Below are 13,720 nucleotides of genomic sequence, written 5' to 3'. Positions count from 1 at the left end.
AGTACGCGCGTTCGATGACCGAAGGGCGCGCCGCCGTTCGAGTGACGCCGCGCCCTCCGCCGTACCGGTCCCGCCGGGCCGGAGCCGTACCGGTCAGCCGGCCGCGGCGTCGCACTCCTGCGCGCGCAGCGCCCGCGCCAGGTCGTCCCGGGCCTCCAGGACCAGGCGGCGCAACGCCGGGGCCGCGTCCGCGTGTCCCGCGAGCCAGGCGTCCGTCGCCGCCAGCGTCTCCGGGGAGTCCTGCAGTGCCGGGTACAGGTCGCGGACCACGTCCATGCCGATCTGGATCGACCGCTCCGCCCAGACCCGCTCGATCGCCTCGAAGTACTTCGCCGCGTACGGGGCGGTCAGCGCCCGCTGCGAGGGCTGGGCGAAGCCCGCGATCGTCGCCTCCACCAGCGCGTTCGACAGCCGGTCCGACTCCACGACCGCCGCCCACGCCTGCGCCTTGACCGCCTCCGACGGCCGGGACGCCAGGCAGCGCACCGCGTGCCGCTTCCCGGAGGCCGTGTCGTCGCGGGCCAGCTCCGCCTCGATCCGCGCCTCGTCCGCGCGGCCGTGCGCGGCCAGCGGGCCCAGCAGCGCCCAGCGCAGCTCCTGGTCGACCTCCAGTCCGTCGATCCGGGCGGTGCCGTCGAGCAGCCCCTCCAGGAGCAGGAAGTCCGCGTCCGCGTGGGCGGTCGCCGCGACGAAGCGCGCCCAGGCGAGCTGCTGCTCGCTGCCCGGCGCGGCGAGCCGCAGCTCCCGCAGCCCGCCCTCGGCGAGCAGTCGCTCGCCCTCGGCGCGCCACGCGGGCGCCGCGTAGTGCGTGACGGCCGACCGCGCCCAGGCGTGCACCATCTGCAGCACGCCGATATCGGTCTCGCGGCCGGCGAAGCCCAGGGCGATGGCGACGAAGTCGCGGGCGGGCATCAGCCCGTCGCGGGTCAGGTTCCACAGCGCCGTCCAGCACAGGGCGCGCGCCAGCGGGTCGGCGATGTCGCCGAGGTGGGCCCGCAGGGTCTCCAGGGAGCGCGCGTCGAAGCGGAGCTTGGCGTACGTGAGGTCGTCGTCGTTGACCAGGACGAGGTCCGGCCGCTCGGCGCCCGCCAGCTCGCCGACCACCGTGCGCGGCCCCGTCACGTCCGCCTCGGCCCGCGCGTACCGCTCCAGCGCGCCCTCGGGCGACAGCCGGTACAGGCCCACCGCGGCCCGGTGCGGCCGCAGTTCGTCGCCGTCCTGGAGCACGGCCAGCTCGGTGATCCGGCCCTCGGCGTCGCAGGTGACGTCGGGGGTCAGGGCGTTGACGCCGGAGGTCTGCAGCCAGGACTTCGCCCAGGCCCGCATGTCCCGGCCGGAGGTCTCCTCCAGCACGGCCAGCAGGTCCGCCAGGGTGGTGTTCCCGTACGCGTGCCGCTTGAAGTACCGCCGCGCGCCCTCCAGGAACGCCTCCCGGCCCGCGTATGCCACGAGCTGCTTCAGCACCGCCGCGCCCTTGGCGTACGTGATGCCGTCGAAGTTCAGCTTGGCGTCCTCCAGATCGCGGATGTCCGCCGTGATCGGGTGGGTGGAGGGCAGCTGGTCGGTGCGGTAGGCCCACGCCTTGCGGTTGTTGGCGAAGGTCACCCAGCTGTTGGTGAAGCGGGTGGCCTCGGCCAGCGAGAACGAGCCCATGAAGTCCGCGAAGGACTCCTTCAGCCACAGGTCGTCCCACCACACCATGGTGACCAGGTCGCCGAACCACATGTGGGCCATCTCGTGCAGGATCGTGTTGGCCCGGCGCTCGTACGACGCCTGCGTGACCTTGCCGCGGAAGACGTACTCCTCGCGGAAGGTCACCATGCCCGGGTTCTCCATCGCGCCGAGGTTGTACTCGGGGACGAAGGCCTGGTCGTACTTGCCGAAGGGGTACGGGTAGTCGAAGTTGTCGTGGAAGAAGTCGAAGCCCTGCTTGGTGATCCGGAAGATCTCGTCCGCGTCGAAGTGCCGGGCGAGGCCCTTGCGGCACATCGCGCCGAGCGGGATCTCCAGGTCGCCGCGCCGGTAGGTGTCCGTGACGTAGTGGTACGGACCCGCCACCACACACGTGATGTACGTCGAGATCGGCGCCGTCTCCGCGAACCGCCACACCTTGTCGGCACCCTGCTCGCCGGCGCCGTTCGACCAGACCGTCCAGCCCTCCGGCGCGGTCACCTCGAAGCGGTACGGGGCCTTCAGGTCGGGCTGCTCGAAGTTGGCGAACACCCGCCGGGAGTCGGCCGGCTCGTACTGGGTGTACAGGTAGACCTCGCCGTCCTCCGGGTCGACGAAGCGGTGCATGCCCTCGCCGGTGCGGCTGTACGCGCACTGCGCGTCCACCGTCAGCACGTTCTCGTCCTCGAGGCCGTCCAGCGCGATCCGCGCGCCGTCGAAGACGACGGCCGGGTCCAGCTCCCGCCCGTTGAGGGTCACGGCGGTGACGGACGGGGCGATCAGGTCGGCGAAGGTCGCGTCGCCGGCGCCGGTGCGCCGGAAGCGGATCGTGGTGACCGAGCGGAAGGTGCGCGGGCCGCCCTCCTCGGACGCGCCGACCGCGGAGCGCAGGTCGAGGGCGACCTCGTACCCGTCGACGGACAGCAGCGCGGCCCGCTCGCGGGCCTCGTCGCGGGACAGATTCTCACCGGGCACGGACACTCCTTCGTGACTCGTCTGGACTGCAGCGATCCTGCCATGTGCGGCCGATACCGGGCACTCCGGACCGGCCCCGCCGGGAATGCCCGTGCCGGGCGGCGGGTTGGCCCCGGTGGTGCGTAGGCACGGATCCCCGAGGAGTGAGATGTCCGAGAGCAGGACCACCGCCGATTTCTGGTTCGACCCGCTGTGCCCCTGGGCCTGGATGACCTCCCGCTGGATGCTGGAGGTGGAGAAGGTCCGCCCGGTCGACGTGCGCTGGAAGGTGATGAGCCTGGCGGTCCTGAACGAGAACCGGCTGGACGAGCTGCCGGAGAAGTACCGCGAGCTGCTGGCCGAGGCCTGGGGCCCGGTCCGCGTCGTCACCGCAGCCAAGGAGCTGCACGGCGACGAGTACGTCGGCAAGCTCTACACCGCGCTCGGCACCCGCTTCCACAACAACGGCGAGGAGCGGTCCCGCGAGGTGCTCGTCGCCGCCCTGGAGGAGGTCGGCCTGCCGGCGTCGCTCGCCGACTACGCGGACAGCGACGCGTACGACGCGCAGCTGCGCGCCTCCCACAAGGAGGGCATCGACAAGGTCGGCCAGGACGTCGGCACCCCGGTCATCGCGGTGCCCGGCCCGGACGGCGACGAGGTCGCCTTCTTCGGCCCGGTCGTCACCCCCACCCCGCGCGGCGAGGCCGCCGCCCGGCTGTGGGACGGCACGCTGCTGGTGGCCTCGACGCCCGGCTTCTTCGAGATCAAGCGCACCCGGACGGCGGAGCCCAGCTTCGAGTGACGCCGCCCGCCGGTACGGAAGAACCCCCGCGATTCACGTCATCGCGGGGGTTCTTCTTCTTTCCGCCTGCCCGTCGAAGGCTGAGAAGACGATCACGAGCAGGACGACTGGGGGAGCGCGCCGGTCAGAGGGAGATCAGCGGGACGCTGGCCCGGGCGGCCCGGTAGCGCCGGTCCACGTCCTGCCAGTTCACGACCTGCCACATGGCCTCGACGAAGTCCACCTTCTGGTTCTTGTACTGCAGGTAGAAGGCGTGCTCCCAGGCGTCGAAGACCAGGATCGGGACGGAGCCCTGGCCCACGTTGCCCTGGTGGTCGTAGACCTGCTCGACGATCAGCCGCCCGCTGACCGGCTCGTACGCGAGCACGCCCCAGCCGGAGCCCTGGGTCGTCGCGGCGGCCTTGGTCAGCTGCGCCTTGAACCGGGCGAACGAGCCGAAGGACTCGGCGATCGCGTCGGCGAGCTCGCCCACCCCGTCGGCGGCCAGCGGCTCGCCGCCGCCGCCGTCCTTCGGGCTGTTCATGTTGTTCCAGTAGATGGAGTGGAGGATGTGGCCGGAGAGGTGGAAGGCCAGGTTCTTCTCCAGGCCGTTGATGAAGCCCCACTGCTCCTTCTCGCGGGCCTCCTCCAGCTGCTCCAGGGTGTCGTTCGCCCCCTTCACGTACGCCGCGTGGTGCTTGTCGTGGTGCAGCTCGATGATCTGCGGATTGATCACCGGCTCCAGCGCCGCGTAGTCGTACGGCAGCTCCGGAAGTGTGTAGATCGCCATGTGCCGAGCCCTCGCCCTTCGACTGCTTATTGCAACCTATGTGCAAGTGCAGGCTAACAGCAGATGCGTACGATGATGATCAGTCCTTCGCCCTAGGTCCCGTGCCCGGGCACGGCGGAACCCCCGGACCGACGGGCGGTCCGGGGGTTCCGGGGCGTACGGGCGGGCGTCAGGCGTCAGGCGTCCTGGCGGCCCGCCAGCTTCTGCCGGGCCAGGCCGATGCCGGCCAGGACGAGGGTCATCGCGCCGGTCGCGTACAGCTGGACGCGGGTGCCCTCCTCGCGGGCCATCAGGAAGAAGATGACCGCCATGCCGGCCAGCGCCACCCAGGTCAGGGCCGGGAAGGCCCACATCCGCACGACCAGCTTCTCCGGGGCCTCGCGCTCCAGACGGCGGCGCAGCACCAGCTGCGAGGCCGCGATGAAGATCCAGACGACCAGGATCACGCCGCCGATCATGTTCAGCAGCCACGCGAACACGGTCTCGGGGGCCAGGTAGTTCAGGCCCACGCAGACGAAGCCGAAGAAGCAGGACGCAAGCACCGCCAGGCGCGGCACGCCGCCGGAGACCTTGCCGAGGACCTTCGGGCCGAGGCCGCGCTGGACCAGCGAGAAGGCGATGCGCGAGGAGCCGTAGATGTTGGCGTTCATCGCGGAGAGCAGGGCGATCAGCACGACCACGTTCATGATCTGGCCGGCCGCCGGAATGCCCAGCTGGTCGAGGGCGGCGACGTACGGGCCCTTCTCCGTGACGGCCTTGGAGTTCCACGGGACCAGGGTCACGATCACGGCCATCGAGCCGATGTAGAAGAGCGCGATGCGCCACATCGCCGTGCGCACGGCCTTCGCGACGCCCTTGACCGGGTTCTCCGACTCGGCGGCGGCGATGGTCACGGTCTCCATGCCGCCGTAGCTGAACACCGAGGCGAGCAGACCGATGACCAGGCCCTCGCTGCCGTTCGGCAGCAGGCCGCCCTCGCCGAACAGGTGGGAGGTGCCGGGGGAGTCGGTGCCGGGCAGCAGGCCGAGGATCGCCAGCGTGCCGAGGCCGAGGAACAGCGCGATCGCGCCGACCTTCAGGGCGGCGAACCAGAACTCGAACTCGCCGAAGTTCTTCACGGCCGCCAGGTTGGCGCCGCAGAAGATCAGCATGAAGAGCGCGACCCAGGCCCACTCGGGCGTGCCGGGCAGCCAGCCGGTGACGATCTTCGCCGCGCCGATGCCCTCCAGGCCGACCGCGACGCTGAGCAGCACCCAGAACGACCAGCCGGCGGTGAACCCGGCCCAGGAGCCGAAGGCCCGCTCCGCGTGCGAGGAGAACGAGCCGGAGGACGGGTACGCGGCCGACATCTCGCCCAGCATCCGCATGACCAGCATGACCAGCAGGCCGGACAGCGTGTACGCGAGGACGATGGACGGGCCGGCAGCCGCGATGCCGGCGCCGGAGCCGACGAAGAGACCGGCGCCGATGACGCCGCCGAGGGCGATCATCGAGAGGTGACGCTGCTTGAGGCCGTGCGAGAGAACCGTCGCGCCGTCGTCCTTGCGGTCGACGGGCGCGGGCGCGGTGGTCCGGGACATGGGCCGCCCTGTTCGGAGAGTGAGACGCGGGACGCGCCACAGTCTGTGGGCGCACACCGCTCACAGGGAACGGATGTCCGCTATACGGTCACCAGCTTCACGCAACGTGAAGATCCGGTGTCGGTTCGTACGCCCCGGTGGCCGCAGGCGGCTCCCGCCCGCCCGACTACCGCCTGCGGTCCCGCAGTTCGCGCAGGCCGGCCACCAGCAGGACCGCCCCCGTCGCCGCGCTCGACCACAGCACCTGGGGCCGGGCCCCGTCGTCGGTGAGCATCAGTCCGAGGACGGCCGCCATCGCGGCCAGAGCCGTCCACGTCAGCCAGGGGAAGCCCCACATCCGCAGCGTCAGGGTCTCCGGCGCCTCGCGCTCGATCCGGCGGCGCAGCCGCAGTTGCGAGACCGCGATCAGGGCCCAGACGAACAGCAGCACCGCCCCGACCGAGTTGAGCAGGTACAGGAAGACCGAGTCCGGCCACTTCAGGTTGAGCAGCACGGAGACGAAGCCGAACGCCACCGACGCCAGCACCGCCCGCCGCGGGACGCCTCCGGCGGTGACGGCCAGCAGGCCCTTCGGGGCCTCGCCGCGCTCGGCCAGCGAGAAGATCATCCGCGAGGAGCCGTACAGGTTCGCGTTGAGCGCCGACAGCAGCGCCACGAACACCACCACGTTCATCAGCTGGCCGGCCGCCGGGATCCCGATGGCGTCGAGCACGGCCACGTACGGCGACTCGCCCGGCTCCATCGCGCTCCACGGCAGCAGCGTCACGATGACGAGCATCGAGCCGACGTAGAAGAAGAGGATGCGCCAGACCGCGCTGCGCACCGCGCGCGCCACGTTGCGCGCCGGGTCCTCCGACTCGGCCGCCGCGATGGTGACGACCTCCAGGCCGCCGAAGGCGAACACCACGGCGAGGACGCCGGAGACCACGCCCTCCCAGCCGTGCGGCAGGAAACCGCCCTGCCCGGTCAGGTTCGTCAGCCCCACCGGGTCGGTGTCGGGCAGCAGGCCGAGGATCGCGAGCGTCCCCAGCACCAGGAACAGCACGATCGCGCCGACCTTGAGCGCCGCGAACCAGAACTCGAACTCGCCGAAGTTCTTCACCGCCGCCAGGTTGGCACCGGTGAACACCAGCATGAACACCAGCACCCAGGCCCACTGCGGCACCCCCGGCGCCCACCCGTGGGCGATCCGCGCCGCGCCGGTCGCCTCCACCGCGAGCACCACGACCAGCAGGAACCAGTACAGCCAGCCCACCGAGAACCCGGCCCAGCGGCCCAGCGCCCGTTCCGCGTGCACGGAGAACGCGCCGGACGCCGGCATCGCGGCCGACATCTCGCCGAGCATCCGCATCACCAGCATCGCCAGCGCGCCGGCGATCAGGTACGAGAGCACGATCCCGGGCCCCGCGACCGCGATGCCCGCGCCGGAGCCCACGAACAGGCCCGCGCCGATCACCCCGCCCAGGCCCAGCATCGTCAGATGACGCTGTTTCAGCCCGTGGGAGAGCGGCTCGGTTTCGGCGGCCAGGGTGGACGGCGGTGCGTCGTGCATGTGCGGGCTCGTGCTCTCAGGAGGCGCTCGGGGCGTTTATGGAGACCCCACAGTCTCTCCGGTCCACCGGCCCCGGCGCAAAAAGGACCTCCTGCCAGGAGTTCCCCGTGACGAGCATCACGTGGTGCGAGGTGTGACCGGCGGGCTTTGTCCGAACTCAACCAAGCGCTCGACCGCCGCTTTGTCGGCGGCTGACGGTGATCGGGCGCTCACCCCTCGACTACGGTCGACCAGGCCCACCCGACCCCTCACCCCGCGGAGTACCGATGAGCACCGCCGTCGCCCCCGTCCGTCCCCTCCGCCCCGGCAAGGTCCTCGCCGACCTGCTGCCCTTCCCGACGCTGGCCCGCGAGGCCGTCCTGGTCGTCGGCGGCGCCGCGCTCACCGGCCTGGCCGCCCAGCTCACCGTGCCGGTCCCCGGCTCCCCGGTCCCGGTCTCCGGCCAGACCTTCGCCGCCCTGCTCGTCGGCACCGCCTTCGGCGCCCGCCGCGGTTTCCTGGCGCTCGGCCTGTACGCGGTGGCCGGCATGGCGGGCGTGCCGTGGTTCGCGCAGGCGACCTCGGGCTACACGATGCCGTCCTTCGGCTACATCCTCGGCATGCTGCTCGCGGCCACCGTCGTGGGCGCCCTCGCCCGCCGCGGCGCGGACCGCTCCGTGCTGCGCACCGCCGGCGCGATGGCGCTCGGCTCCGCGATCATCTACGCGGTCGGCGTGCCGTACCTGGCGCTGGCCACCGGCATGTCGTTCTCCCAGGCCGTCGCGGCGGGCCTCACCCCGTTCCTGATCGGCGACGCGCTCAAGGCCGCGCTCGCCATGGGGCTGCTGCCCGCGACCTGGAAGCTGGTCGGCCGCAACGGCTGACGCACGCCGGAGAACGTGCGCCGAAAACGCACGCCGAAAAAGCGCCAGGCCCCCGGGATCGCCGGGGGCCTGGCGCTTTGTCACGTACGGGACGGGGGACGGCTCAGTCCTCGGCGACCGGCTCCGGCGTCCTGCCGAGGCGGTCGCGCACCACCGAGACGGCCACGACCAGGCCCGCCACGAGGAGCGACAGGACGACCTGCTCACGCGCCGCGCCGCCGTTGTAGACCATGTAGCCCAGGACGAAGACGATCATGGCGATGGTCGCCCAGGTCAGGTACGGGAAGAGCCACATCTTCACGACCAGCTTCTCCGGGGCCTCGCGCAGGATGATCTTGCGCATGCGCAGCTGCGAGAAGCAGATGACCAGCCAGACGAAGAGCGCGATGGCGCCGGACGCGTTCAGCAGGAAGGCGAACACGGTGTCGGGCCACTTGTAGTTGAAGAACACGGCCACGAAGCCGAAGATCACCGAGCCGATGATGGCGGCCTGCGGCACGCCCTTGGCGTTGGTCCGGGCGAAGGCCTTCGGCGCGTCGCCGCGGCGGCCCAGCGAGTAGGCCATGCGGGAGGCCGTGTAGAGGCCGGAGTTCAGGCAGGAGAGCACCGCGGTCAGGATGATCACGTTCATGATCTGGCCGGCGTGCGGGATGCCGATCGAGTCCAGCGCCGCGACGTACGAGCCGTCCTCCTGCAGCGACGGGTCGTTCCACGGCAGCAGCGAGACCACGACCAGGATCGAGCCCAGGTAGAAGATGCCGACACGCCAGATCACGCTGTTGGTGGCCTTGGCGACCGCGCGCCGCGGGTCCGCCGACTCGCCGGCCGCGAGGGTGACGATCTCGCTGCCCATGAAGGAGAAGACGACCATCAGGATGCCGGTGAGGATCGCGCCGTAGCCGTTGGGCAGGAAGCCGCCGTGCTCGGTGAGGTTGCTCAGTCCGGCCTGCGCGGTGTCCGCGCCCGGCAGCACGCCGAAGACCGCGAGCCCGCCGACCACGATGAAGGCGGCGATGGCGACGACCTTGATGCCGGCGAACCAGAACTCGAACTCGCCGTAGGAGGCGACCGAGCCGAGGTTGGTGACGGTCAGCACGACCATCACGATCAGCGCCCAGGCCCACTGCGGGACGGCCGGGATCCAGCCGTTGAGGATGTCCGCGCCCATGGTCGCCTCGACGGCGAGCACCACGACCCAGAAGAACCAGTACAGCCAGCCGATCGAGAAGCCGGCCCAGCGCCCGAGCGCCCGGTCGGCGTGCGCCGAGAAGGAGCCGGAGGTCGGGTTCGCCACGGACATCTCGCCGAGCATCCGCATGACGAAGACGACCATCGCGCCCACGAGCGCGTAGGAGAGCAGGATGCCGGGACCTGCGGCCTTGATGCCGGCGGCGGAGCCGCCGAACAGTCCGGCGCCGATGACGCCGCCGATGGCGATCATCGAGAGGTGGCGGTTCTTGAGACCGGCCTGGAGACCGTCGGAGTGCTGGGAATCACCGGTGGTACCGGTGTTACCGCCTTCCTTCGTCAGGGTCGGTTGCGTGTTCATGAACGCTTCCTTGCTTGAGGGGAGGGCTCGGATCGCGAGCCCGAGAATGGAACCCCGGAGTCGGGGCATTTCGGAAGTGTCGATTCCGGATCGTTATCCGGGACAGAACGGCGCGGACCGTCCCGGACCCCGCTGACCGCTACCCCGCAGCCGCCGTGCCACACTCGGACCATGCGCGTCTACCTCGGCTCCGACCATGCCGGCTACGAACTCAAGAACCACCTCGTCGAGTGGCTGAAGGCCCACGGCCACGAGGCCGTCGACTGCGGTCCCCACATCTACGACGCCCAGGACGACTACCCGCCGTTCTGCCTGCGCGCCGCCGAGCGGACCGCCGCGGACGAGGGCAGCCTCGGCATCGTGATCGGCGGCTCCGGCAACGGCGAGCAGATCGCCGCGAACAAGGTCAAGGGGGTCCGCGCGGCCCTCGCCTGGAGCGAGCAGACCGCCGCGCTGGGCCGTGAGCACAACAACGCGAACGTGGTCGCGGTCGGCGCCCGGATGCACTCCGAGGAGGAGGCGACCAAGTTCGTCGAGATCTTCCTCAGCACCCCGTACTCCGGTGACGAGCGTCACACCCGCCGCATCGACATGCTGTCGGCGTACGAGACCGAGGGCGTCATGCCCCCCATCCCGGCCCACCACCCCCAGGAGCCGACCGCCTGATGCCCGAAGGGCACACCATCCACCGACTGGCCGCCGACCACCGGGAACGGTTCGGCGGCCGGTCCGTGCGGGTGACCAGCCCGCAGGGCAAGTTCGCCGACTCCGCCGCGCTGCTCGACCGCGGCGTCCTGGAGGAGGCCGACGCCCACGGCAAGCACCTCTTCCTCGGCTTCCCCGCGCTCGGCTGGGTCCACATCCACCTCGGCCTCTTCGGCAAGGTGACCTTCGGCGACGCCCCCGCCCCGCCGCCCACCGACACGGTGCGGCTGCGGCTGGCCGGCCCCGAGTCGTACATGGACCTGCGCGGCCCGACGACCTGCGCGCTCGTCACCGACGCCGAGAAGCGCGCGATACACGCGCGGCTCGGCCCCGACCCGCTGCGCCCGGACGACGACGGCGAGCGCGCCTGGCAGCGGATCAGCCGCTCCCGCACCACGATCGCCGCGCTCCTCATGGACCAGAAGGTCATCGCCGGCGTGGGCAACGTCTACCGCGCCGAGGTCCTCTTCCGCCACGGCATCGACCCCTACCGCGCCGGCAAGGACCTCACCCGGCGCCAGTGGGACGCGATCTGGGCGGACCTGGCGGCCCTCATGCGCGAGGGCGTCCGCAACAACCGCATCGACACCGTCCGCCCCGAGCACACCCCCGAGGCCATGGGCCGCCCGCCCCGCGTCGACGACCACGGCGGCGAGGTGTACGTCTACCGCCGCGCGACGATGCCGTGCCACATCTGCTCCACCGAGATCCGCACGGCGGACCTCGCGGCGCGCAACCTCTTCTGGTGCCCGCGCTGCCAGAAGTGAACGCGTCCCCGGGCCACCCCTGCTAGAACCCGTGCGGCAGCCACGGCGCGACCGGCCACCCGAAGGCCACCGCGGCCTCCGTCAGCGCCCCCGGCCGTGTCTCCCGCACCCGCCCCGCCGCCGCGAGCGACGTCAGCGACACGCCGCCCAGATACGCCGAGCCCAGCTCGCGCACGGACAGCGCCAGATCCGCCGCGCCGTCCGTCCGGGCGCACTGCGCCCCGTCCGGCCCGCCGCGCAGCCGCCACCGGCCCTCGTTCCACGGGCAGAACGCGTCCGCGACCTCGAACACCACGTCCACCGGCGCCTGGTACCGCCGCGCCGCCAGCGCCGCCCCCACGTCCACCAGCCGCACGTGCAGCCCGTCCCGCAGCGTCGGCTCGCAGCGCCGCACGTCGCTCACCAGGTGCTGCCACACGTCGTCCACCGGCCGGCTGCGGATCCGCACCGACGAGACCAGGTCGATCGAGCAGAGGAACCGCCACAGCGCCCCCTCCGCCGCCGGGTCCAGCGCCCCGATGTCCCGCAGCGTCACCGAGCCGTCGGCCCCGGCGTAGCTCCACTCCGGCTTGATCGCGTACCGGGCGTACCCGACGACCTCGCCGCCCCGCTCCGCCAGCACGCACTGCAGCGGCGAGGCCCCCTCCCGCCCGCCGGGCGGGTCCAGCAGCGGCAGCCGCTCCCAGCCCGGCTGCCGGGCGAGCATCCCCGGCCGCCCCGGGACCAGCCGCGCGTACACCGCCTCGCACGCCGCCGCGGCCTTCGCCGGGTCGGCCTGCCGCAGCACCACCTCGTCCGCGCCCTCCGGCGCCGTCAGCCGCACCCGCGTGGTGTCGATCGACGCATGGGCGGTGAACGCGCCGATGCCGTAGCCGAAGCGTCCGTAGATCTCCGGCTCCGAGGCGGTCAGCACGGCCAGCGGCTCGCCCCACGCCCGTACGTCGTCCAGCTGACGCCGCATCATCGAGGTGAGGATGCCGCGGCGGCGGTGCGTCGCGGCGACGCCCACCATCGTCACGCCCGCCACGGGCACCAGCGCCCCGCCCGGCACGGACAGCCGGAACGAGAACGCGCCCGCCGTGCCGACCACCCGCTCACCGTCCCAGGCCCCCACGGAACGGTCGCACTCGGTCAGCTCGCGCCAGAGCGCGCGCTCCTCCGGAGCCTCCGCGAGCCCCCCGAACGCCAGCTCCAGATTCGCGTACCAGTCGTCCCAGTCGGCCGGGTCGAGCACCCGCAGTTCCGTCGTCATATGCCATCGATACCAGCGCCCGCACGCACCGGGCGACCCGTTTTCGCGCGCAATGTCGGAGGGGTCCCCCTGCACGAGCGCCGATCGGGTGGATAGGGTCCAGGCCAATGAGAAGTCGCGCGGGAGTGGATACCTATGCGGCCCGGTTGCGCAGGCGCGCCCGCCGGGCCCGCACCGGCCTGCGCAAGTCCGGGGTCGACTACTTCCGCGGCGAGGGCTCCGACTGGCTGGCCATGGCCGCGCTGCTTCTGATGATCCCCGCGATCACCGCCGGCACGCTGCTCGACCCCACCTGGTGCGCCCCCGCCGCCCTGGTCCTGCCGATCGTCGCCGGCGGACTGCTGCTGCGCCCCGCCAGCCTGCTGGGCCTGTACGCGGCCGCCGCCGGCGCGCTGATCGTCGAGTCGCTGGTGCTCGGCCCGTACCCGCACGCCCCCGCCGCCGTCACCCCCGGCACGGTCCTGGTGGTCGCCGCCTGCGGACTGTTCGGACTGCTGCTCGCCCAGTTCCGGGCCCGGGTCGGCGTGCCCTGGCGACGCGGCGGCACCATGCTCTTCGACCTGCGCGAACGCATCCGCGTGCAGAGCGCGCTGCCCCGGCTGCCGCAGGGCTGGCACCAGGAGATGGCCCTGCGCCCGGCCGGCGGCCAGTCCTTCTCCGGCGACTTCGTCGTCGCCGCCCGCACCAACGGCGGCCGCACCCTGGAGGTCGTGCTCACCGACGTCTCCGGCAAGGGCATGGACGCCGGCTCCCGCGCCCTGCTGCTGTCCGGCGCCTTCGGCGGGCTGCTCGGTTCGCTGCCCCCGCACGGCTTCCTGACCGCCGCCAACGGCTACCTGCTGCGCCAGGACTGGGACGAGGGCTTCGCGACCTCCGTGCACCTGGTGCTCGACCTGGAGTCCGGCGACTACGAACTGCTGTCCGCAGGCCACCTGCCCGCGCTCCAACTGCACGCCGGCACCGGCCGCTGGGAGGAGAAGGCCGCCGAGGGCCCGCTGCTCGGCGTCTACGACGGGGCCGAGTTCCACCCGGTCAAGGGCTCCCTGCGGCCCGGCGACGTACTGATGCTGTTCACCGACGGCCTCGTCGAGGCCGCCGACCGCGACATCGCCGAGGGCATCGACCGGCTCACCGGCGAGGCCGACCGCTACGTCGCCTCCGGCTTCGAGGGCGCGGCCTGGCACCTCATCGAGGCCTGCGCCAAGGACGTCAACGACGACCGGGCGCTCCTCCTGATCACCAGGAAGGCGTGACCG

The 13,720-nt window shown here is 72.0% G+C and carries 11 protein-coding genes; 5 read left to right on the top strand and 6 right to left on the bottom strand.

What is annotated here, in order from left to right; all coding sequences use genetic code 11:
- Positions 1–93 precede the first annotated feature (93 nt).
- Positions 94–2,646, bottom strand: a complete 2,553-nt coding sequence (pepN, locus tag ACNJ93_RS10275) for an aminopeptidase N (protein WP_418957064.1) — start codon at positions 2,644–2,646, stop codon at positions 94–96.
- Between the two features lie 148 nt (positions 2,647–2,794).
- Between pepN and ACNJ93_RS10270 the strand changes: the two genes are divergently transcribed.
- Positions 2,795–3,427: a DsbA family protein gene (locus ACNJ93_RS10270; RefSeq protein WP_418957063.1), complete on the top strand. Its 633-nt coding sequence runs from the start codon at positions 2,795–2,797 to the stop codon at positions 3,425–3,427.
- Positions 3,428–3,551: 124 nt separating this feature from the next.
- On the opposite strand, the gene ACNJ93_RS10265 is transcribed toward ACNJ93_RS10270, so the two are convergent.
- The 3 genes from ACNJ93_RS10265 to ACNJ93_RS10255 all read right to left on the bottom strand — a co-directional run bounded on the left by ACNJ93_RS10265 (position 3,552) and on the right by ACNJ93_RS10255 (position 7,328).
- Complete coding sequence (locus ACNJ93_RS10265; RefSeq protein WP_418957062.1) at positions 3,552–4,196, bottom strand: superoxide dismutase; 645 nt, start codon at positions 4,194–4,196, stop codon at positions 3,552–3,554.
- A gap of 176 nt (positions 4,197–4,372) precedes the next feature.
- Positions 4,373–5,776, bottom strand: coding sequence for an amino acid permease (locus ACNJ93_RS10260; protein WP_418957061.1), 1,404 nt, complete (start codon positions 5,774–5,776; stop codon positions 4,373–4,375).
- 166 nt (positions 5,777–5,942) lie between these two features.
- The gene (locus ACNJ93_RS10255; protein WP_418957060.1) at positions 5,943–7,328 is read right to left on the bottom strand and encodes an amino acid permease; all 1,386 of its coding nucleotides are present in this window, start codon (positions 7,326–7,328) and stop codon (positions 5,943–5,945) included.
- A gap of 266 nt (positions 7,329–7,594) precedes the next feature.
- Between ACNJ93_RS10255 and ACNJ93_RS10250 the strand changes: the two genes are divergently transcribed.
- Positions 7,595–8,191: a biotin transporter BioY gene (locus ACNJ93_RS10250; protein WP_418957059.1), complete on the top strand. Its 597-nt coding sequence runs from the start codon at positions 7,595–7,597 to the stop codon at positions 8,189–8,191.
- Positions 8,192–8,294: 103 nt separating this feature from the next.
- On the opposite strand, the gene ACNJ93_RS10245 is transcribed toward ACNJ93_RS10250, so the two are convergent.
- Positions 8,295–9,740 carry an amino acid permease gene (locus ACNJ93_RS10245; protein WP_418957058.1) on the bottom strand — a complete coding sequence of 482 codons (1,446 nt, stop codon included), beginning with the start codon at positions 9,738–9,740 and terminating at the stop codon, positions 8,295–8,297.
- 171 nt (positions 9,741–9,911) lie between these two features.
- Between ACNJ93_RS10245 and ACNJ93_RS10240 the strand changes: the two genes are divergently transcribed.
- Positions 9,912–10,406 (top strand): ribose-5-phosphate isomerase, encoded by a 495-nt coding sequence (locus tag ACNJ93_RS10240; RefSeq protein WP_418957057.1) that lies wholly within the window; start codon positions 9,912–9,914, stop codon positions 10,404–10,406.
- Positions 10,406–11,212: an Fpg/Nei family DNA glycosylase gene (locus ACNJ93_RS10235; RefSeq protein ID WP_418957056.1), complete on the top strand. Its 807-nt coding sequence runs from the start codon at positions 10,406–10,408 to the stop codon at positions 11,210–11,212. The genes ACNJ93_RS10240 and ACNJ93_RS10235 overlap by 1 nt, the downstream gene beginning before the upstream one ends.
- A gap of 22 nt (positions 11,213–11,234) precedes the next feature.
- Here ACNJ93_RS10235 and ACNJ93_RS10230 read toward each other — a convergent pair whose 3' ends face one another.
- Complete coding sequence (locus ACNJ93_RS10230) at positions 11,235–12,464, bottom strand: GNAT family N-acetyltransferase (protein WP_418957055.1); 1,230 nt, start codon at positions 12,462–12,464, stop codon at positions 11,235–11,237.
- Between the two features lie 107 nt (positions 12,465–12,571).
- On the opposite strand from ACNJ93_RS10230, the gene ACNJ93_RS10225 reads away from it, so the two are divergent.
- Positions 12,572–13,717 (top strand): PP2C family protein-serine/threonine phosphatase, encoded by a 1,146-nt coding sequence (locus ACNJ93_RS10225; RefSeq protein ID WP_418957054.1) that lies wholly within the window; start codon positions 12,572–12,574, stop codon positions 13,715–13,717.
- Positions 13,718–13,720 lie beyond the last annotated feature (3 nt).

This window comes from Streptomyces tritici (assembly GCF_048500665.1).
GTDB classification, from domain to species: domain Bacteria; phylum Actinomycetota; class Actinomycetes; order Streptomycetales; family Streptomycetaceae; genus Streptomyces; species Streptomyces tritici.
Note: the sequence above shows the minus strand (reverse complement) of the source record. Positions and strands in the feature narration are given on the sequence as shown.